Origin of the sequence: Amycolatopsis sp. 195334CR (genome assembly GCF_017309385.1) — a bacterium.
In the GTDB taxonomy this organism is placed as follows: domain Bacteria; phylum Actinomycetota; class Actinomycetes; order Mycobacteriales; family Pseudonocardiaceae; genus Amycolatopsis.
Window position 1 is genome coordinate 1,184,732 of record NZ_JAFJMJ010000002.1, and the last position, 19,706, is coordinate 1,204,437.

At 71.2% G+C, this 19,706-nt stretch carries 16 protein-coding genes; 5 read left to right on the forward strand and 11 right to left on the reverse strand.

Annotated elements, in window-relative coordinates; all coding sequences use genetic code 11:
- Positions 1–16 precede the first annotated feature (16 nt).
- Complete coding sequence (locus JYK18_RS28540; protein WP_206806534.1) at positions 17–988, reverse strand: GlxA family transcriptional regulator; 972 nt, start codon at positions 986–988, stop codon at positions 17–19.
- Positions 989–1,083: 95 nt separating this feature from the next.
- Here JYK18_RS28540 and JYK18_RS28545 point away from each other — a divergent pair, with 95 nt between their 5' ends.
- From JYK18_RS28545 to JYK18_RS28555, 3 genes are all read left to right on the forward strand, one after another.
- Positions 1,084–1,782 carry a DJ-1/PfpI family protein gene (locus JYK18_RS28545; RefSeq protein WP_206806535.1) on the forward strand — a complete coding sequence of 233 codons (699 nt, stop codon included), beginning with the start codon at positions 1,084–1,086 and terminating at the stop codon, positions 1,780–1,782.
- Positions 1,783–1,894: 112 nt separating this feature from the next.
- A complete protein-coding gene (locus tag JYK18_RS28550; RefSeq protein ID WP_206806536.1) occupies positions 1,895–3,202 on the forward strand; it encodes a glycosyl hydrolase family 18 protein in 1,308 nt (435 codons plus the stop codon).
- A 163-nt stretch (positions 3,203–3,365) separates the two neighbouring features.
- On the forward strand, positions 3,366–4,343 hold the full coding sequence (locus tag JYK18_RS28555; protein ID WP_206806537.1) for a sorbosone dehydrogenase family protein: 978 nt from the start codon (positions 3,366–3,368) through the stop codon (positions 4,341–4,343).
- A 121-nt stretch (positions 4,344–4,464) separates the two neighbouring features.
- On the opposite strand, the gene JYK18_RS28560 is transcribed toward JYK18_RS28555, so the two are convergent.
- Together JYK18_RS28560 and JYK18_RS28565 are read right to left on the reverse strand one after the other, a co-directional pair.
- Positions 4,465–5,223 (reverse strand): D-Ala-D-Ala carboxypeptidase family metallohydrolase, encoded by a 759-nt coding sequence (locus JYK18_RS28560; protein WP_206806538.1) that lies wholly within the window; start codon positions 5,221–5,223, stop codon positions 4,465–4,467.
- A 151-nt stretch (positions 5,224–5,374) separates the two neighbouring features.
- On the reverse strand, positions 5,375–8,008 hold the full coding sequence (locus JYK18_RS28565; RefSeq protein ID WP_206806539.1) for a BTAD domain-containing putative transcriptional regulator: 2,634 nt from the start codon (positions 8,006–8,008) through the stop codon (positions 5,375–5,377).
- An 81-nt stretch (positions 8,009–8,089) separates the two neighbouring features.
- On the opposite strand from JYK18_RS28565, the gene JYK18_RS28570 reads away from it, so the two are divergent.
- Positions 8,090–9,118: a methyltransferase gene (locus JYK18_RS28570; protein ID WP_206806540.1), complete on the forward strand. Its 1,029-nt coding sequence runs from the start codon at positions 8,090–8,092 to the stop codon at positions 9,116–9,118.
- Here the strand turns inward: JYK18_RS28570 and hpaD are convergent.
- From hpaD to JYK18_RS28600, 6 genes are all read right to left on the reverse strand, one after another.
- Entirely contained in the window at positions 9,096–10,139 is a 1,044-nt protein-coding gene (hpaD, locus tag JYK18_RS28575; RefSeq protein ID WP_206806541.1) for a 3,4-dihydroxyphenylacetate 2,3-dioxygenase, read from the reverse strand. The genes JYK18_RS28570 and hpaD overlap by 23 nt on opposite strands.
- A complete protein-coding gene (gene hpaE / locus JYK18_RS28580; protein WP_206806542.1) occupies positions 10,136–11,647 on the reverse strand; it encodes a 5-carboxymethyl-2-hydroxymuconate semialdehyde dehydrogenase in 1,512 nt (503 codons plus the stop codon). Before hpaE ends, hpaD begins: the two co-directional genes overlap by 4 nt.
- Before the next feature lie 2 nt (positions 11,648–11,649).
- The gene (gene dapA, locus JYK18_RS28585; protein ID WP_206806543.1) at positions 11,650–12,579 is read right to left on the reverse strand and encodes a 4-hydroxy-tetrahydrodipicolinate synthase; all 930 of its coding nucleotides are present in this window, start codon (positions 12,577–12,579) and stop codon (positions 11,650–11,652) included.
- A 25-nt stretch (positions 12,580–12,604) separates the two neighbouring features.
- Positions 12,605–13,288: a GntR family transcriptional regulator gene (locus JYK18_RS28590; protein WP_206806544.1), complete on the reverse strand. Its 684-nt coding sequence runs from the start codon at positions 13,286–13,288 to the stop codon at positions 12,605–12,607.
- Positions 13,270–14,697, reverse strand: a complete 1,428-nt coding sequence (locus JYK18_RS28595; RefSeq protein WP_206806545.1) for a fumarylacetoacetate hydrolase family protein — start codon at positions 14,695–14,697, stop codon at positions 13,270–13,272. The genes JYK18_RS28590 and JYK18_RS28595 overlap by 19 nt, the downstream gene beginning before the upstream one ends.
- A gap of 125 nt (positions 14,698–14,822) precedes the next feature.
- A complete protein-coding gene (locus JYK18_RS28600) occupies positions 14,823–16,256 on the reverse strand; it encodes an aldehyde dehydrogenase (RefSeq protein WP_206806546.1) in 1,434 nt (477 codons plus the stop codon).
- 147 nt (positions 16,257–16,403) lie between these two features.
- Between JYK18_RS28600 and JYK18_RS28605 the strand changes: the two genes are divergently transcribed.
- Positions 16,404–17,849: a GMC family oxidoreductase gene (locus tag JYK18_RS28605; RefSeq protein ID WP_206806547.1), complete on the forward strand. Its 1,446-nt coding sequence runs from the start codon at positions 16,404–16,406 to the stop codon at positions 17,847–17,849.
- Here the strand turns inward: JYK18_RS28605 and JYK18_RS28610 are convergent.
- Both JYK18_RS28610 and JYK18_RS28615 read right to left on the reverse strand, forming a co-directional pair.
- On the reverse strand, positions 17,833–18,759 hold the full coding sequence (locus tag JYK18_RS28610; RefSeq protein ID WP_206806548.1) for an alpha/beta hydrolase: 927 nt from the start codon (positions 18,757–18,759) through the stop codon (positions 17,833–17,835). The two genes, JYK18_RS28605 and JYK18_RS28610, sit on opposite strands and share 17 nt — an antisense overlap.
- Positions 18,756–19,706, reverse strand: coding sequence for an aldo/keto reductase (locus JYK18_RS28615; protein ID WP_206806549.1), 951 nt, complete (start codon positions 19,704–19,706; stop codon positions 18,756–18,758). Before JYK18_RS28615 ends, JYK18_RS28610 begins: the two co-directional genes overlap by 4 nt.

Below are 19,706 nucleotides of genomic sequence, written 5' to 3' on the forward strand. Positions count from 1 at the left end.
TGAAACCGCGCACAGTCTAGGCGCTGTGCTGCCGCCGGTGCGTGCGGCGGTAGGCCGAGGGCGGGGTGTCGTAGTGGTCGAGGAACGCCTGCCGCAGTGACTCGGTGGAGCCGAACCCGCACCGCCGGGCGACCGCCGCCAGCGGCAGCTCGGTGGTGGTGAGCAGCTGGGCGGCGACCTCGGTGCGCACCCGGCGCACGTGCCGGGCCGGGGTGGTGCCGAGGTGGGTGTCGAACAGGCGCGTGAGCTGCCGGGTGCTCAGGCCCGCCCGCGCGGCGAGCGCGGGGGCGCCGAGATCGGCGTCGAGACTGCTGGCGATGTACCCGGTCAGGTCGCCGACCAGCCCGTGCTCGGGCGGCGGCGCGCTGAGGAACATGCTGACCTGCGCCTGGTTGCCCGGCCGCTGCAGGTAGGTGACCAGGTACCGGGCGATCTGCCTGGCCATCGACGGGCCGTGGTCGGCCTCGACCAGTGCCAGTGCGAGGTCCAGCCCGCTGGTCACCCCGGCGGAGGTGTAGACGTTGCCGTCGCGCACGTACAGCGGCGCCGGGTCGACCTCGATCTCCGGGTGCTGCCCGGCCAGCCGCGGCGCGTCGACCCAGTGCGTGGTGCAGCGGCGGCCGGTGAGCACCCCGGCCGCGGCGAGCAGGGTGGCCCCGGTGCACACCGAGGCGATCCGGCGGCTGACTCCGGCGAGCCGGCGGATCTGGGTGATCATCCGCCCGTCCGCGGCGGCGGCCAGGTGCCCGAAGCCACCGGCCACCAGCAGCGTGTCGATCGGCCCGGTGACCTGGTCGAGCCGGGCCTGCGGGGCGAGCGCGAGCCCGGACTGGCACCGGATCGGCTTGCCGTCCAGCCCGGCCAGCCGGATCTCGTAGGCGGGCTTCGCCCGGAGCCGGTTCGCCGCGTCGAACACGTCCGACGGGCAGGCGATGTCGAGCAGCTCCGCCTCGGGGAACGCCACGATGAGCACCTGCCTGGTCGTCATGGCGCGACGATAGCAGCGGATGTCTTACCGACACGGATCGCAGGATTCCGGACATCGGCACCTCGCCGGGTGCGGGCGGCCGCCAGGGTGGCCGTATGACTGAACCGAAGACGATCGCGTGTGTGCTGTACCCGGGGCTGACCCCGCTCGACCTGGTGGGCCCGCTGCAGGTGTTCGGCGCGCTGGCGGGGGTGACGCAGGGGTACCGGGTGGTCGTGGTGGGCCGGGGTCGGGAGGTGGTGGACACCGACACGCCGCTGGGGCTTCGCCCGAGCCACACCTTCGACGAGGTGCCGTCGCCGGAGATCGTGGTCGTGCCCGGCGGGGGCGCGCCGACCTGGCGGGCCGCCACCGACGAGCGGCTGCTGGCGTACCTGCGGCAGGCGGCGGCCGAGAGCGCGGAGGTGGTCGCGTCGGTGTGCACCGGTTCGCTGATCCTCGCCGCGGCCGGGCTGCTCGACGGCCGCAAGGCGAACACGCACTGGAGCCACCGGCGGTTCCTGGCGGAGTTCGGCGCCGAGCCGGTGGCCGACCGCTGGGTGGAGGACGGGAAGTTCCTCACCGCCGCCGGGGTGTCCGCCGGGGTCGACATGGCGCTGCACCTGGTGGCGCGGCTGGCGGGGGAGCAGGTCGCGCGCGCCGTGCAGTTCGCCATCGAGTACGACCCCGAACCGCCGCAGGGCGCGCTGGACTGGGCTCAGGCACCGCACGAATGGTTCGCGCCGTGGACGGACCGCATGATGCGCGAGGGTTTGGCCGGAACGGCTCTGGCCGAACGCCTGCTCCGGGAGTAAGGTCTAGACCACCCCGCCGCCGCAGGGATTCGAAGGGAACTCTTCCATGCCTTCACTCGCTCCCCGGCGACGGTGGGCCGCGGCGGCGGTCGCCGTGGCCACGGTCGCGACCGTGACGACCGGATTCTCGGTCGCCGTCGCCTCGGCCGAAAGCCCGGGCGTCGCCGCGCTACCGGACGGTTTCCGCAGTGTCGGCTACATGCCGTCCTGGTCCGGCAGCGTCAACAGCATCCAGTACGGCAAGCTGACCCACATCAACTACGCCTTCGTGCTGCCGAATGCCAACGGCAGCCTGCAGGCGGTGCCCGATCCCGGGAAGTTGTCGTCACTGGTGACCCAGGGGCACAACAACGGCGTCAAGGTGTCGCTGGCCATCGGCGGTTGGAACGACGGCAACGACTCGGCGTTCGAAGCGCTCGCGGCGAACTCGGGCAGCCGGACCACGTTCGTCAACAGCGTGGTCAACGTGGTGAACCAGTACCACCTCGACGGCGTCGACATCGACTGGGAGTACCCGGATCCGGGCACCTCGGGCAGCAACTTCACCGCGTTGATGCAGCAGCTGAGCACCGCGATGCACAGCCGGGGCAAGCTGCTGACCGCCGCGGTGGTTTCCGGCGGCAACACCGCCAACGGGGTGCAGCCCGCGGTGTTCGGGTACGTGGACTGGCTCAACATCATGGCCTACGACGGCGGCAGCCCGCACGCGAACTACGACTGGTCGATCGCCTCGGCGAACGAGTGGAAGAGCCGCGGGCTGCCCGCCGCGAAAACCGTGCTGGGCGTGCCGTTCTACAGCCGTCCCGGGTACCTGACCTACGCACAGCTGGTGGCGATGGACCCGGCCAACGCCAACCGCGACTGCGTCACCGCGAACGGGGCGCAGCAGTGCTACAACGGCATTCCGACGATCAAGCGCAAGACCGAGTGGGCGCTGGCGAACGCGGGCGGCATCATGAACTGGGAGCTGTCGCAGGACACCACCGGCAGCACCTCGCTGGTGAGCGCGATCTACGACACCGCGTCCGGTGGCTCGGGCGGTAAGACCGGCCAGATCACCGGCTACGGCGGAAAGTGCGTGGACGTGGCAGGCGCGGCGACCGCCAACGGCACGCCCATCCAGTTGTGGACCTGCAACGGCAGCGCCGCCCAGCAGTGGACCTCGACCGGCGGCACGCTGCGCGCGCTGGGCAAGTGCCTGGACGTGACCAGCGCGGGCACGGCGAACGGCACGCCGATCCAGCTGTGGGAGTGCAACGGCACCGGTGCCCAGACCTGGACCGCGACCGGCGGCGCCCTGCGGAACCCGGCTTCGGGCCGCTGCCTGGACGCCACCGGCCCCAGTTCCGGTGACGGCACCCGCCTGCAGATCTGGGACTGCGCGGGCTCGAGCAACCAGCTCTGGCAGATCCCGGCGTAGTTCCTAGGGCACGAAGGTGGCTTCGGGGGCGAAATCCGCTCCCGGAGCCACCTTCGCAGTGACCCGGCATAGCCCGAATGGTGGTGTGCAATTAACCATCCATGCTGGTTCGATTCACGGCACCGCCGCCGGTAGTCATCGGTCACTGCAAAAGGAGCAGTCCATGTCCCTGCGCCGCCGTATCGCCACGGTAACCGCCGCGGTCGCCCTCGCCGGTCTGCTGTCCCCGGCCGCCGTCGCCGGGGTCGGGCCGCTGGCGATCAAGCAGGTCGCCAGTGGTCTGAACCAGGCCTGGGCGGTCGACTTCCTGCCCGACGGCACCCCGCTGTTCACCCAGCGCAACGCCCGGTCGATCAGCAGGATCACCGGCGGGGCCGTCGAACAGGTCCAGACCATCAACGACGCCGTGGTCACCGCCGAGGGCGGGCTGCTCGGGCTGGCCGTCTCCCCGGACTACGCCACCGACCAGACGGTGTTCATCTACTACACCTCGAACTCCGACAACCGGATCGCCAAGCTCACCCTCGGCTCCGCGCCCACCCCGATCGTCACCGGGATCCCGCGCGGCAGCCAGTACCACCACGGCGGGCGCCTGCGGTTCGGCCCGGACGGTTACCTCTACGCGGGCACCGGCGACGGCCAGAACGCCGACAACGCGCAGAACGACGGCTCGCTCGGTGGCAAGGTGCTGCGGGTGGACACCGACGGCAACGCCGCGCCCGGCAACCCCGGCGGTCACAAGTGGATTTCCAAGGGCCACCGCAACGTCCAGGGCGTGACCTGGGCGGGCAGCGACCTCTACATCGCCGACATCGGCCCGAGCGACGTCGACGAACTGAACAAGATCGAGCCCGGGGGCAACTACGGCTGGCCGACGTGTTCCGGTCCGTGCAGCAACCCGGCGTTCAAGAACCCGGTGAAGACCTGGCCCACCTCGACCGCGACACCGAGCGGGCTGGCGTACTACAAGAACAGCCTGTACATGGCCTCGCTCAAGGGCGGCACGTTCAAGCTGACCACCTCGGGCGAGGGCGGCAAGATCTACCCCGAGCTCGGCCGCACCCGGGACGAGGTGGCCGGCCCGGACGGGCAGCTGTGGGTGGTCACCCCGAGCGCCATCTACACCGCCGACGGTTCCTGACCGGGCGCGGAGCACACCGACCGGCAGGCACCGTCCACACCGGACTGCCCGAAGTGACGGCGACGGCGTACCGGCTCCTCCCGATCCCGGGCCGAGCCGATACGCCGTCACCTACCGCCGGTCAGATCCCGCAGGTCGGTGCCGACCAGAACTGGCCGGACCGGTGCGCCACGTGGGTGTGGTCGTCGTGGCCGGGGTAACCCGGCCCGAGGATCTCGCTGAACCCGTGGTTGCGGGCCTGCTTGGCGAGCCCGCAGAAGCCCTGCGAACCGGCCCCCAGGTCCACCGCGTCCCCGTAGAGGTGGCGGCTGTTCGTCGCGCCGCCGACCGCGTTGTTGCAGGCGACGCTGCGGAACCCGCCGTTGACCACGATGCCCTTGTCGCCCATGGCGTGCCGCATCGCCTGCAGCTTCCACATCGACACCAGCGCGTTGGCCTTCGCCGTGGCGGCCGAGACGTTGCCGCCCGACCAGTCCGAGTTGCAGTTGTTCAGCTCGTCGTAGCTGAAGTTGACCGGCGTGCAGTCGTTGTCCTGCAGCTCGTAGATCTTGGCGAACGTGTTCGGGCCGGCGATGCCGTCGGCCCCGAGCCCGTACGCCTGCTGGAACCGGGTGACCGCGGCCTTGGTGCCCGCGCCGAACTGGCCGTCGATGGCCAGCACGCCCCCGTAGCCGGGATAACCGGCCACCCGGATCTGCAGTTGCCGCACGTCGTCACCGGACGCGCCCTGGGACAGCGTGCGCCCCCACGTGTAACAGGCATCGGCGGCGGCCACGTCCTCGGCCGTCACCGGACCCGGATCGGCGGCCACCGGAGCGGCCACCGCGGTGCCGAGACCGGCCACGAGGGCCAGCATCGGCAGCAGAAAACGGATTCTCATCGGACAGAACACCTTTCATGGCAGGGAAGGTGAGGTCCGCAGCGTGTCGATGTGACATCCCGGATGTCAATGAATCACCAGGCAAAGGCCTGGTTCGGCCGAAAGTGACCGCCTGAACGGCTCACGACGAAAGGATCTTGACAAACCACCCCTACCGCACCCGGACTGCCATTCCGCTGGTCGCGCGGGCGTGTTCGACGTGCTCGCCGATCGCTGACGCGAGGTCGAGCGCCGCGGAATGGTGCCGCGCGGCTTCCGCCGGGTCGTCGGCGGCCTCACCCAGCGCGTTCAGGGCCCGCGCCATCAGCTGCCGGTTGCCGACGGCCTCGGCGGCTTCCAGTGCCTCGCGGAGGTGGGTGCGAGCCCGCCCGTGCTCGCCGAGCTTGAGGTGGACGGTCCCGAGCTGGTACCGGGCGTCGGCGTGGACGAGGTGGTGGCCGCTGGCGGCCGCCGCGGTCAGCGTGCGGTCGAGGTAGTCCAGTGCTTCGGCGTAGCGGCCGGTGTCCTCGCACAACGCGGCGAAGTGGCAGAGGTTGACCGCCTCGGTCCCGCGGTCGGCGGTGTCCTTGTTGGTGGCCAGCGAACGTTCCAGCAGTTCGGCCGCGCGTTCGTGCTCACCGAGGTGGCGGTACGCGTCCCCGAGGTTGCCGAGGATGGCGGCGGCGAACGTGTGGTCGCCGGTTTCACGTTGGCACGCCAGCGCTTCCTCGTAGCAGCGCGCCGCTTCACCGAATTCGTTGGCGATCGCGTGCATCAGCCCGAGGTTGTTCAGCACCCCGGCGCGGGCGGCGGGCTCGTGAAGTGCCGAGGCGCGTTCGAACGAGCGCATCGCGGCTTCCCGTTGCCAGAGACGGAAATGCGCCAAGCCGATCCGGTTCAGCACGACGGCTTGGGCGGTGGGTTCTTCGGCCGAGTCGAGCGCGAGCGTGTGCAACTTCAGCGCGTCGTCGTTGTAACCGCCGTTGTCCAGGTATCGCCAGAGCAGGGGCGAGAGGAGTCCGGCATATTCGGTCCGTTGTGGACTGGCGGCGAGCAGCAGGTTGACGCGTTCGGCGTCGAGCCAGCGCAAAGCCTGGGGATAAACGGAAAACCTCGGCACGGCCGCGGCGGGTGGTTCGATCTCCGGGCGCCGGCCGGACTCGTGCGGGGAAACGCGGTCCATCGCACGTGCGGTCGTGTACAGGTACCAGCCCAGCAACCGGGGGAGCGCCTCGGCTGCTTCTTCCGGTGAAGCGAGTTCGACGGCGTAGGCGCGCAGGAGGTCGTGCAGCTGGTAGCGGCCGTCGGCGGTCTCCTCCACCAGGTGCGCCCGTCGCAGTTCGTCCACCGCCCGCCGTGTGTCGGTGCCGGCGAGTGCGGTCAGCGCGGGCAGGTCGATGTCCAACCCGGGATGCACGCCGAACAGCCGGAACAGGCGCGCCGCCGCCGGCCGCAAACGGTGGTACGACCAGGAAAACACGGTCCGCACGTCGCCGCCCAGCGCCTCGGGATCGGCCTCGGGGTGCGCCTTGATCGACTCGGCGGCGATGCGCAGGGCCAGCGGCAGCCGGGCGCACCGCTCGACCAGCCGGGCGGTGGTCTCGGCATCGGTGGTCACCTGCGCCGCCCGCAGCAGTTCGGTGGCCTCTTCGCCGGTGAGCCGGTCCAGCGCGATCCGGTGCGCGCCCTCGCGGACGACCAGCCCGGCGAGCGCGTCCCGGCTGGTGATCACCACCTGGCAGGACGGCGTGCCGGGCAGCAGCGGGCGCACCTGCTCCACGCCCGCCGCGTTGTCCAGGACCAGGAGCAGCCGCTTCCGGTCCAGCAGCGTGCGGAACCGGGCCGCGCGCTCCTCCGGATCGGCCGGGATCCCGGCGCCCCGCACCCCGAGCGCCCGCAACAGGGTCGCCAGTGCTTCCGTCGCGGGCATCGGCTGGTCGGGGCCGTAGCCACGCAGGTCGACGTACAGCGAACCGTCCGGGAAGCGGGCGCGGACCCGGTGTGCCCAGTGCCGGGCCAGGCTGGTCTTGCCGACGCCCGCGGTACCGGTCAGCACGACCAGCGGGCCCGCCGAGTCCAATTCGGACAGTTCGGCCCGGCGGCCGGTGAACTCCCGCGGTGGCGAGACCGGCGACAGGCGGCGTTCGAGTGCGCGCAACTCCGGCCCTGGTTCGAGGCCCAGTTCCTCGATCATCGTCTCGCGCACTTCCCGGTACAGGGCCAGCGCGGCGTCGGTCTGACCGGTCTCGTGTAGACAGACCATCAGCAGCGCCTGCAGGCTTTCGCGCAAGGGGTGGGTGGCGGCCAGCGTGGCCACGTCGGGCAGCACTTCGGCGTGATGTCCCAGCTCGGCCTCCGCCCGGTACAGCTCTTCGGTCGCCGCCAGCCGCCGATCGAACAGGCGACGGCGTTCGGCGACGAGCATGGGCGCCGTCAGCCCGTCGTACGGTTCGGCACGCCACAACTCCAGCGCCGCCCGGAGCAACTCGGCGCGGCGGGCGGGCTCGTGTTCGGCTGCCTCGGCGAGCAGCGATTCGAACCGCTCGACGTCGGACTCGCCGGGCAGCACGCGCAACCGGTAGGCGTCCGCCTCGAAGGACAACCGGTCCGGTTCGGGGAGTACCCGCCGGAGCCGGAAGATGTGCAGCTGGAGCTTCGCCGGACTGCTCACCTGACCCGGCCAGAGCTCTTCGGCGAGCACGTCGGCGGGCACCGGCCGGTTGGCGCGTGCCAGCAGAACCCCCAGCAGCGTGCGCTGCAACCGCCCGCGAAACGCCGGCGGGCCGAGCACCGAGTACGTGTCCACCCGCCTCACCCCCGGGCACAGTCTGCCCGTTTTCGCTATGGTTAGGCTAGGCTAACTTGGTCCGGCAACCCTGGGGGAACGATGACGGAAGCCCAACCTCGTGAACTGATGCGCCTGGTGTTCGGCGGGATGGCGGCGCAGGTGATCGGTGTCCTCACCCGGCTCGAACTCGCCGACGCGATCGGGGACGGCGGCGCGACGATCGCCGAACTCGCCGCCGCCAAGGACATCCCCGGCCAGCAGATGTACCGGCTGCTCCGCGCCGCCGCCGGGCTGGGGTTGCTGGCCGAGCACGACGGCGGGCGGTTCGAGCTCACCCCGCAGGGCGCGCTCCTGCGCCGGGACTCGCCGGCTTCCCTGCACGCCTTCGCCCGGATGTTCACCGACCCGATCATGCTCGCCGCGTGGCCGAACCTGGAACACAGCCTGCGCACCGGCAGCACCTCGTTCGAGGACGTGTTCGGCGCGAGCTTCTTCGACCACCTCGCGAAGGTGCCGGAGATGTCGGCCCTGTTCAACGCGTCGATGAGCCAGGCGACCGGCGCGGTGGCGGCCACCCTGCCCGCGGCCTACGACTTCGGGAGGTTCCACACGCTCGCCGACATCGGCGGCGGGGACGGCACGCTGCTTTCCGCCGTGCTCACCGCGAATCCCGACCTCCGCGGCCTGCTCTTCGACAGCGAAGCCGGTGCCGCGCAGGCGCCGGAAACCCTCGGCGAACTGACCCAGCGGTGCGAGGTCCACACCGGGAACTTCTTCGAGTCCGTGCCCGCCGGAGCCGACGCCTACCTGCTCAAGAGCATCCTCCACGACTGGAGCGACGAGCAGTGCGCGGCCATTCTCGGGCACTGCCGCGCGGTACTGCCCGAGAACGGCCGCGTGCTCATCGTCGAACCGGTGCTGCCGGAGCTGGTGCCGCCCGGTGGACCGGGCGGCATCTACCTCAGCGACCTCAACATGCTGGTCAACGTCGGCGGCCGCGAACGCACCCGCACCGACTTCGAGAACCTGTGCGAGAGCGCCGGTCTGCGCCTCACCGAGGTGATCCCGTTGCCACCGCAGACCGGGTTCAGCGTGCTCGAAGCCGTCAAACCTGCTGACCGAGCTTGAACCCCTCCCGCGAGGCCGTGTAGGAGAAACCGTCCGCGCCGATCGTCACGTCCGACTCACGGGCCTCGGCGCGGACCACCAGCGGCTGCGGTTCACCGTCGAGGTCGAGCACGGCCGACGCCTCGGCGTACCAGCTCGGCACCACCGGATTGCCCCACCAGTCCCGCCGCTGGTTGTCGTGCACGTCCCAGCTGATCACCGGGTTGTCCGGGTCACCGGTGTAGTAGTCGTGCGTGTAGATCTCGATGCGGTGCCCGTCCGGATCCCGCAGGTACAGGTAGAACGCGTTCGACACGCCGTGGCGGCCGGGACCGCGCTCGATCATCTCCGGTTTGCGCAGCGCGCCGAGGTGGTCGCACAGGTGCAGGATCTGCGACCGCTCGTGGGTGGCGAACGCCAGGTGGTGCAGGCGCGGCCCGTCACCCCCGGTCAGCGCCACGTCGTGCACCGTCGGCTTGCGGAACATCCAGGCCGCGTAGACGGTTCCCTCGTCGTCCTTGATGTCCTCGGACACCCGGAACCCGAGGCCTTCGTAGTACTCCCGCGCGGCGGGCACGTCCGGCGTGGCCACGTTGAAGTGGTCCAATCTGGACAGTGCGCCCGCACCGTGCACGTCGTAGCGCTGGGTGAACCGTTCGGTGTGCTCGGCGTGGTGGAAGAACTCCACCGGGAAGCCGAGCGGGTCCTCCACCCGCACCGCCTCGCCGATGCCCCGCGTCGCCCCGGCCGGACGCCGTTCCACCCGCACGCCCAGCTCGCGGTAGTACGCCTCGGCCAGCGCGAGGTCCGCCTCCCCGCGCACCCGGTAGGCGAGCACGGCCACCGCGGGCACCGGCCCCTTGCGCAGGATCAGCGAGTGGTGCAGGTACTCCTCGAACGCGCGCAGGTGGATCGCCTCGTCGTCCTCGTGCGTGACCAGCAGGCCGAGCACGTCCACGTAGAACGCGCGCGAGGCGGCCAGATCGGTGACCACGAGTTCGGCGTAGGCGCACCGGATGACGTCCGGCGGGGTGGTGGTCATGACTGTCCCTTCTGGACCGCGCCGAAGCGGGCGGTGTGCACTTCGCCGAGCGAGACGTGGATCGCCTGCTGGTCGGTGTAGAAGTCGATGGAGCGGTACCCGCCCTCGTGGCCGAGGCCGGAGGCCTTCACCCCGCCGAACGGGGTCCGCAGGTCGCGGACGTTGTGCGAGTTGAGCCAGACCATGCCGGCCTCGACCGCCTGCGCAAACGTGTGCGCCCTGGTCAGGTCCGAGGTCCAGAGGTAGGCGGCCAGGCCGTACTTGACGTTGTTGGCCAGTGAAAGCGCCTCGGCGTCGGAGTCGAACGGGGTGAGCGCGACCACCGGGCCGAAGATCTCCTCCTGGAAGATCCGCGCGGTGGGCGGCACATCGGCGAACACCGTGGGGGCCACGTAGTTCCCGGTGTCCAAACCGGACGGACGACCGCCGCCGGCCAGCAGCCTGCCCTCGGTCTTGCCGATCTCGACGTAGCTCATCACCTTCTCGTAGTGCTCCGGGTGCACCAGCGCGCCGACCTCGGTGGCGGGGTCGTGCGGATCGCCGACGACGATGTTGCGCGCCCGTTCGGCGTACCGCTGGCAGAACTCGTCGTAGATCGCGCGCTCGACGAGGATCCGGCTGCCCGCGGTGCAGCGCTCGCCGTTCAGCGAGAACACGCCGAACAGGGTGGAGTCGATGGCCGCGTCCAGGTCGGCGTCGGCGAACACCACCGCGGGCGACTTGCCGCCCAGTTCCATCGACATGCCCTTGAGCGAGGCAGCGCAGTTGCGGTAGATCAGCTGCCCGGTGGTGGTTTCGCCGGTGAACGAGATCAGCGGCACGTCCGGGTGCTTGACCAGCGCGTCGCCCGCTTCCTCACCGAAACCGTTGACCAGGTTGAACACCCCGTCCGGCAGGCCGGCGTCGGCGAAGATGCCCGCCCACAGGCTGGCCGAGAGCGGGGTGAACTCGGCGGGCTTGAGCACCACCGTGCAGCCGGACGCCAGCGCGGGCGCCAGTTTCCAGCTCTCCAGCATGAACGGCGTGTTCCACGGCGTGATCAGCCCGGCCACGCCGATCGGCTTGCGGTGCACGTAGTTCACCTGCCGTCCCGGCACGCGGTAGGTGTCGTCGGCCTGCGCCACGACCAGGTCGGCGAAGAAGCGGAAGTTCTCCGCCGCGCGCTGCGCCTGGCCGAGCGCCTGCGTGATCGGCAGGCCGGTGTCGAAGGTCTCCAGTTCGGCCAGGCGCTTGTCCTGCGACTCGACCGCGTCGGCGATCTTGTTCAGCACGCGGGCCCGCGCCCGCGGCAGCATTCCCGGCCACGGCCCGTCGGTGAACGCCCGGCGCGCGGCGGCGACGGCCCGGTCGACGTCCTCGGCCTGCCCGGCGGCCGCGGTCACGTAGGTCTGGTTGGACACCGGGTCGAGCACGTCGAAGGTCTTGCCGGAGACGCTGTCGACCAGTTCGCCGCCGATGTAGTGCTGGATCTTCGACGGCAGGTCGTCCGGAACGTGGTGCTTCGCCATGCTTACTCGCCCTCCACCGCGGTGAGAAATCGTTCGCCCTGCGCCAGCAGGTCCTTGATCCGGGCGATCCCGGGTTCGGTCGGGGTGATCAGCGGCGGGCGCACGTACCCGGAGCCGATCAGCCCTCGGTGCTCAAGCACCCACTTGCCCGGGGCCGGATTGGTCTCCACGAACAGCAGGTCGACCAGCGGGTGCAGGCCGTAGTGGAGTTCCCTGGCCCGGTCGAAGTCGCCCGCCTGCCACGCCTCGTACATCTCGGCGCACGCGGCGGGCGCGATGTTCGCCGTGGCACTGACAAAACCGGCCCCGCCGAGGGCGAGCAGCGGCAGGCACAGCAGCTCGATCCCGGACCACACCAGCAGTTCCGGCCCGCACAGGTGCAGCACGCGCGAGAAGTGCTCGAAGTCCTTGGTGGTCTCCTTGACCCCGACGAAGTTGTCCACCTCGCGGAACAGCCGCGCCACCGTCTCCGGCGCGATGTCCACCGACGTCCGGCTCGGCACGTTGTAGGCCACGATCGGCAGGTCCGGGAACTCCCGCGCGACCGTGCGGTACCAGGTGTAGAGCGCTTCCTGGGTGGGCCGCGCGTAGTACGGGGTGATGATCAGCGCGGCGTCAGCGCCCGCCTCGTGCGCGGCGGCGGTGAGTTCGAGGGTCTCGTCGAGCTTCGCCGAACCGGTACCGGGCACCACCGGCACCCGGTCGTCCACCGCGCCGATGACCGTGCGGATGGCTTCGGCGCGCTCGGCCACGGTCTGCGCGCCGGGTTCCCCGGTGGACCCGCCGATGGAGATCCCGTGCGAGCCCGCCGCGAGCTGCCAGCGCACCAGGTTCGCCAGCCCTTCGTGGTCGAGGGCGCCGTCGGCGGTGAACGGGGTCATCAGCGGCGCGATGGAGCCCCTGATGGCCTGCGGATCCGAGCGGAATCGCATGGGTTTCCCTTTCTGCTGTGGCAGTTCAGTGGCGGCCCGCCTGGTACGCCATGAAGGCGTCCAGGGTGGCCAGCCGGTGCTCGCGCACGGCCATTTCGATCTCCGCCGCGGGCGCGCCGCGGTCGAGCAGATCGAGGATCCTGGTGTGCTCGGCGACCGATTCGTGGGCGCGGCCGGGCACGAAGCTGAAGGTCGAGGTGCGCAACCCGCTGAGCCGGTTCCAGCCGCGGTTGACCAGGTCGAGCACGTGCGGGTTCGGGCAGGTGGTGAACAGCGCGCTGTGGAACTCGCGGTTCAGCGCGGTGAACCGCGACGGCTGGAAGTCCTCCAGGCACGCGGCCAGTTCGTCGTTGAGCTTCTTCGCCCTGGCCAGCGCTTCGGCGGGCAGCGTCGGCGCGGCGAGCGCGGCGGCGTAGCCCTCGACCAGCGCGAGCGTCTGCATCGTGTGCTGGTACTCGCTCTCGTCGACCATCGCCACCTGCGCGCCGACGTTGCGCTCGAAGGTCACCAGCCCTTCGGCTTCGAGCAGCCGGATCGCCTCGCGGATGGGCACCGGGCTGACGCCGAGTTCCTGCGCGAGCTGCCCGAGCACCAGGCGGTAGCCGGGGGAGAAGGTGCCGTCGCCGATGCGCGCCTTGATCCAGTGGTAGGCGATCTGCGACTTGCTCATGGTGGCGGAGTTCGCCGGTTTCACCGCTTCGCCAGCCATGCGGCGTACCTCCCCCGCCACTCGTCGTTCATCGGGTACAGGCCGTCCACGCGTTCCCCCGCGGCGACCTGTTCGGCGATGAAGGTCTCCTGCCGCTCCTGCTCGATGGCCGCGTCGGCGACCTCCTCGGCCAGGGGCGGCGGGATGACGAGCACGCCGTCGTCGTCGCCGACGATCACGTCACCGGGCTGCACCGAGGCGCCACCGCAGGCGATCGTGAGGTCGGTGTCCCACGGCACGTGGCGCCTGCCGAGCACCGCGGGATGCGCGCCGGAGTGGTAGGTCGGGATGTCGAGCGCGGCCACCGCGGCCACGTCCCGCACCCCGCCGTCGGTGACGATGCCCGCCGCGCCGCGGACCTGGGCGCGCAGGGCGAGGATGTCGCCGACCGTGCCGGTCCCGGTCTCGCCACGGGCTTCCATCACCAGCACGTCGCCCGGGCCGAGCGCGTCGAAGGCACGCTTCTGGGCGTTGTAGCCGCCGCCGTGCGCGCGGAAGAGGTCCTCGCGGAACGGGAGGTAGCGCAACGTCTTCGCCCGTCCGATCAGCTTGGCGCCGGGCCGCGTCGAAGTGACGCCGTCGATGGACACGTCGTTGTAACCGCGCTTGCGCAACTGGGCCGACAGCGTCGCCGTGCCCACACTGGCCAGCTTCGCCCTGAGTTCGTCGGTGAGCACAAAACCCGGCTCCCCGTAGGCTTCCGCGCGCTGCTGGGCGTCCACCCTGGGCCGGGCGCCGAACGCTCCGAAGTGGACGGTGCTCTCGGTGATCGGGGTGACGAGCCTGCCGGTCGTGCGTCCGTCGGCGGTGTCGACCTCGACCTCCACCACGTCGCCGGGCACGACCACCGAAGCGCCCGCCGGCGTCCCGGTCAGGATGACGTCGCCGGGTTCGAGGGTGATCAGCTGCGACAGGTCGGCGACCAGCCTGCCGAAGTCGAACAGCAGGTCCGCGGTGGTGTCCTCCTGCTTCAGTTCACCGTTGACCCAGGTGCGCAGGCGCAGCGCGGCCGGGTCGACGGCGTCGGCGGGCAGGATCGCGGGCCCGAGCGGGGTGAACCCGTCGCCGCCCTTCGAGCGCAGGTTGGAGCCCTTGTCCGCGTACCGCAGGTCGTACAGGCCGAAGTCGTTCGCGGCGGTCACCCCGGACACGAACGACCAGCCGTCCTCGGGACTGACGTGACGCGCGGATTCGCCGATGACCAGCGCGATCTCACCCTCGAAGGCCAGCAGTTCGGTCCCCGCGGGCCGGGGGAGCGCGTCGCCACCGGCCGCGACCGAGGTCGGCGGCTTGAGGAAGTACGAGGGCTGGGCCGGGGTGCGCCCGCGCTGCGCCGCCCGGGAGGGGTAGTTCAGGTGCAGCGCGATGATCTTGCCCGGGCGGGCGAGGCCGGGAACGGTGCTGGTCATAGGCGTGGTCCTGACTGACGGAAGAACATATCTGAGAAGGTATACGATCTGCGGCCCGCTGCGAATGTGGCTTTCACTGCGGAATGTGCTGTGAAAGCCACATTCACTGCGGCGGGCGGGGGCCGTCAGGCGTAGTGCAGCCAGACGGACTTGGTCTCGGTGTAGGCGTCGATCGCCCACGGGCCCATCTCGCGGCCCCAGCCCGAGGCCTTGTACCCGCCCCAGGGCGCGGCCATGTCCGGGATCGACGGCATGTTCACAAAAACCGCGCCCGCGCGCAGGCCGTTGGCGTAGCGCTGCGCGGTGGCGATGTCGCGCGTCCACACCGTGGCGGCCAGCCCGTACTCGGTGTCGTTGGCCCGCGCGAGCAGCTCGTCGCCGTCGTCGTACGGGGTGACCGCGAGGACCGGGCCGAAGATCTCCTCACGCATGATCGTCATCTCGTCGGTGGTCCTGGCGAACAGCGTGGGGGCGTAGAAGTAGCCGTCGCCGTCGACCACGCGCCCGCCGGTGACCAGTTCGGCGCCCTGCTCGCGGCCGGTCGAAACCAGGAAGTCCACGTGCTCGCGGTGTTTCGCCGAGACCAGCGGCCCCACCTGCGTCGACTCGTCGAGCCCCGGCCCGATCTTGAGCCCGTCGAGCCCGGCCGCCAGCTTGTCGACGAACTCCTGCTCGCGCTTGCGGTCGACGAAGAAGCGCGTGTACGCGGCGCAGACCTGCCCGCTGTTCAGCGTGGCGCCCGCGAGGTTCCCGGCCACCGCGGCGTCGATGTCGGCGTCCGCGGCGATGATGCTGGGTGCCTTGCCGCCGAGTTCCAGGGTGAGCCGCTTGAGGTTGGACTGCGCGCTGGCCGCGGTGATCAGCTTCCCGACCGCGGTCGACCCGGTGTAGGACAGGTGGTCGACGCCGTGGTGGCGGCTCAGCAGCGCACCCACCTCGCCGTCGCCGGTGACCAGGTTGACCACGCCCGGCGGGAAACCCGCCTCGGCCACCAGCTCGACCAGCCGGACGCTGGTCAGCGGGGTGACCTCGCTCGGCTTGATCACCACGGTGTTGCCGGTGGCCAGCGCGGGCGCGAGCTTCCAGACCAGGATCATCAGCGGGAAGTTCCACGGCGTGATCAGCGCGTTCACCCCGACCGGCTCGCGGCGGGTGTAGTGCAGCGTGTCCGGGAAGGACACCGGGTTCGTGGTGCCCTGGATCTTGGTCACCCAGCCGGCGAAGTACCGCAGGTGCTCGGCCGCGCCGGTCACGCTGACCTGCCGCGAGACGCCGATCGGCTGACCCTGGTCGCGGGTCTCCAGCGCGGCCAGCTCCTCGTGGTGCTTCTCGACCAGTTCGGCCAGGCGGAACAGCAGCGCGGCCCGCTGAACCGGCAGCAGTCCGGCCCACGCGGGGTCCGACAGCGCGCGGCGAGCGGCGTCGACCGCGGCGTCCACGTCGGCCGCCGAAGCGGTGCCGACCTCCTCGATCACCTTGCCGGTGGCCGGATCCCGCGTCGGCAGGGCCCCGCCGCCGGCGGCGGTCCACTGTCCGTCGATGAACAGGCGTGTGGCCATCCCTAGCTCCTCCTCAACCGGTGTGCGATCGAGTATCCGACGCCACGCGGGCCTCGGTCTTGCTCGCCAGGGCACGCCGATTGTCGGCCAGCGAACCGAATGCGCCGGACCGCCCGCCCGGCGCGATGGGCCGGTGAGACTGGGGACATGGACGTGATCGTGGTGGGTGCGGGTTCGGCCGGTTCGGTGGTGGCCAGGAGACTGGCCGACGCGGGTGCCGCGGTGCGCCTGCTCGAAGCGGGCGGGCCGGACGGCAACCCGGCCATCCACGACCCGTCGCGGGCCGGGGAGCTGTGGCACGGCCCGGAGGACTGGGACCACCACACCGTGCCGCAGCCCCACGCGGCGAACCGGCGGCTGCACCTGCCGCGCGGCAAGGTGCTCGGCGGTTCCCACGCGCTGAACGCGATGATCTGGGTGCGCGGCGCGCCCGCCGACTACGACGGCTGGGACCTGCCCGGCTGGCGGTGGCCGGACGTGCGGCCGGTGTTCGAGCGGATCGAGAAGGACCTGCTCGAGATCGTGCCGAACGAGCCGCTGCACCCGATCCAGCAGTCCATTGTGGAAGCCGCGGTGCAGACCGGGCTGGAATTCAACCCGGACTACCACGGCGACCGGCTCGACGGCGTGTCCGTGCAGCGGATCACCCTGCGCGACGGCCGCCGGTTGAACACCTGGATCGCCTACGCCCAGCCGATCGCCGGGCAGCTGACCGTCCACACGGGAGCGCTGGTGCACCGGCTGCTGTTCGACGGCACCCGGGTGGTCGGCGTGCTCGCCGAGCTCGACGGGCAGCTGGAACGGGTGCTCGCGGACCAGGTCGTGCTCGCCGCCGGTGCGCTGGCCTCGCCCGCGATCCTGCTGCGCAGCGGTGTCGGCCCGGCGGACGAGCTGGCCGCGCTCGGCATCGACGTGGTCGCCGACCTGCCGGGAGTGGGCCGCAACCTGCACGATCACCTGCTCTCCCCGGTCATCTTCGCCACCGACCGGCGCGAGGTGGAGCCGCCTTCGCCCGGCCGGTCGGTCACCCAGACGCACCTGTTCTGGCGCAGCCGTCCCGGCCTGGCGGTGCCCGACACGCAGCCGATCCACTTCAGCGTGCCGATGTACGAGTCGTGGATGACCGGCCCGGAAACCGGGTTCTCGCTGATGGCGGGCATGGTCTCGCCGCGCAGCCGGGGCAGTCTCAAGCTGTCCGGGCCGGAGCCCGGCGACGAACCGCTGATCGACCTCGACGCGCTCGCCGATCCCGCCGACTTCGAGAGCCTGGTCGCCTCGGTGGAGCAGTGCCGCGAGATCGGCCGCGCCCCCGCGCTGGCGGAGGAGTGGGGGGCCCGCGAGCTGTATCCCGAGCCCGGCGACGACGTGCGCGAGTACGTGCGGCGGACCGCGATCACGTACCACCACCAGGTTGGCACCTGCCGGATGGGCACCGGCGAAACCGCCGTGGTCGACCCCGAACTGGTGGTCCACGGGCTGGAGGGGCTGCGGGTCGCTGACGCGTCGGTGCTGCCGAAGGTGACCACTGGCAACACCAACGCGCCCGCGGTGCTCGTCGGTGAGCAGGCCGCGAGGTTCATGCTCGGCCGATGACGCGCCGCAGCCAGGAGGACCGGGTGGCTCGCGCGGCCCGGCTCACCTCGCTGTCCGGCGCGATCCGGTCGAAGCCGTGGTACGCGCCCGCCCACACGTGCAGTTCCGCGGGCACCTTCGCCTGCCACAGGCGCCGCGCGTAGTCGACGTCCTCGTCGCGGAAGATCTCGGCCGCGCCGACTTCGATGAACGCGGGCGGCAGCCCGGACAGATCGGTGGCCGTGGCCGGTACCGCGTACGGCGAGCTGCTCCCGTTCAGCAGCGACCGCCAGCCGAACTCGTTGCTGGCGCGCCCCCACACACCGCGCTCGGCGAATTCCACAGTGGACGCCGAGTTGTTGCGGCTGTCGAGCATCGGGCACAGCAGCAGCTGCCCGGCCAGCGCCGGGCCACCGCGATCCCGCGCGAGCAGGGCCACGCCCGCGCTGAGCCCGCCGCCCGCGCTGCCCCCGCCGACGACCAGGCGCGCCGGGTCGAACCCCAGCTCGCCGGCGTGGGCGGCCATCCAGGTCAGGCCCGCGTAGCAGTCGTCGAGCGGGGCCGGGTGGGGGTGTTCCGGGGCCAGCCGGTACTCCACGGTCACCGCGACGAAGCCGAACTCCTCGACCAGCGACACCATGCGCGGCAGGTCGGCGAACCGGTTGTCCACCACCGTGCCGCCGCCGTGGATGTTGTAGAAGCCCGGGGCTCCCGGTTCGGCGTGCCGCGGTTTGATGACGGTGACCACCACGTCCGTGCCGGGCACGTCGTGGTCCGTCCACACCAGATCCCGGTCGCCGATCGCTTCAGCGCAGGTGAGGTTCGCGTCGGTCATCGCCTGCCGGACGGCGGGCAGCGACTCGGCCGTCAGCGGCGGCCCAGCCGGAAGTCCGTGCAGGGCTCCAGCCAGCTCGGGGTCGAAGGCGGTCACGGGCCCTCCGGGTCGACGACCCCGCGGTCCGCCCAGAACGGTTCCACCAGCTCGCGCAGCTCACCCACGCGTTCGGCCAGCTCGACCGCGCCCAGGTTGTCGCGCAGCTGGTCGGTGCTGGTGGCGCCGAAGAGCGTGGTGGTGTTCGCCGGGTGGGTGAGGGTGAAGGCGAGGCACAGCTGCGCCGGGGTCGCGCCCAGCTCGTCCGCGAGCTTCCGGATGCCCTCGGCGGAATCGGCGATCCGCTGCCGGATGCCGCCGGGGTCGCGCCCGACCTGCCGCGCGCCGCTGTTCTTGCCCAGCAGCACCCCGCCCTCGAAGATGTCCGAGGACTGCAGCGTCACCCCGAGATCGGCGAACACCTTCGCGAACGGCTCACCGTCCGGAATGGACCGGCGGGCCACGCTGTACTTGAGTTGCGCGATCGCCGGGCCGGGCACGTTCTCGGCCTCGGCGAACTCGTGCAGCGCGCGGATGGTGGTGGCCGACCAGTTGTTCACGCCCCACTGCCGGATGAGCCCGGCCCGGCGCAGCCCGTCCAGGTCCAGCACGAGCTGGTGCAGGTCGGTGTCGTCGTGCCGGAGGTCGCCGAGCACCACCAGGTCGGCGTGCTCGACCCCGGCGCGGAACAACGCGTTGTCCAGCTGGTCGCGCAGGCTCTGGCCCGGATAGCCCTCCAGCCAGAGCTTCGCCGAGAGCAGGTAGTCCTCACGCCGGAGCCCGGCCGCCCGCACCATCGCGGAGAACAGCACGTCGGTGAACACCGGGGTGCTGCCGGGAAAGCCGTAGACGCCGACGTCGAAGAGCGTGATGCCGTGGTCGACCGCGGTCCGGACCAGCGCGACGGCCTCGCGGAAGTCCATCCGGTCGTAGGTGTGCCACGAACCGAGCGAGAGCACACCGGTGAGCGGGCCGTCGCGGCCGATGCGGCGTTGCGGGATGGCCAT

Bases quoted from the DNA above. Each gene is read 5' to 3' on its own strand.
- JYK18_RS28595 (WP_206806545.1), bottom strand. From the start codon at position 14,697: ATGACCAGCACCGTTCCCGGCCTCGCCCGCCCGGGCAAGATCATCGCG.
- JYK18_RS28605 (WP_206806547.1), top strand. From the start codon at position 16,404: ATGGACGTGATCGTGGTGGGTGCGGGTTCGGCCGGTTCGGTGGTGGCC.
- JYK18_RS28545 (WP_206806535.1), top strand. From the start codon at position 1,084: ATGACTGAACCGAAGACGATCGCGTGTGTGCTGTACCCGGGGCTGACC.
- dapA (WP_206806543.1), bottom strand. From the start codon at position 12,579: ATGCGATTCCGCTCGGATCCGCAGGCCATCAGGGGCTCCATCGCGCCG.
- JYK18_RS28590 (WP_206806544.1), bottom strand. From the start codon at position 13,288: ATGGCTGGCGAAGCGGTGAAACCGGCGAACTCCGCCACCATGAGCAAG.
- hpaD (WP_206806541.1), bottom strand. From the start codon at position 10,139: ATGACCACCACCCCGCCGGACGTCATCCGGTGCGCCTACGCCGAACTC.
- JYK18_RS28615 (WP_206806549.1), bottom strand. From the start codon at position 19,706: ATGGCCATCCCGCAACGCCGCATCGGCCGCGACGGCCCGCTCACCGGT.
- JYK18_RS28555 (WP_206806537.1), top strand. From the start codon at position 3,366: ATGTCCCTGCGCCGCCGTATCGCCACGGTAACCGCCGCGGTCGCCCTC.
- JYK18_RS28600 (WP_206806546.1), bottom strand. From the start codon at position 16,256: ATGGCCACACGCCTGTTCATCGACGGACAGTGGACCGCCGCCGGCGGC.
- JYK18_RS28570 (WP_206806540.1), top strand. From the start codon at position 8,090: ATGACGGAAGCCCAACCTCGTGAACTGATGCGCCTGGTGTTCGGCGGG.
- JYK18_RS28540 (WP_206806534.1), bottom strand. From the start codon at position 988: ATGACGACCAGGCAGGTGCTCATCGTGGCGTTCCCCGAGGCGGAGCTG.
- JYK18_RS28560 (WP_206806538.1), bottom strand. From the start codon at position 5,223: ATGAGAATCCGTTTTCTGCTGCCGATGCTGGCCCTCGTGGCCGGTCTC.
- hpaE (WP_206806542.1), bottom strand. From the start codon at position 11,647: ATGGCGAAGCACCACGTTCCGGACGACCTGCCGTCGAAGATCCAGCAC.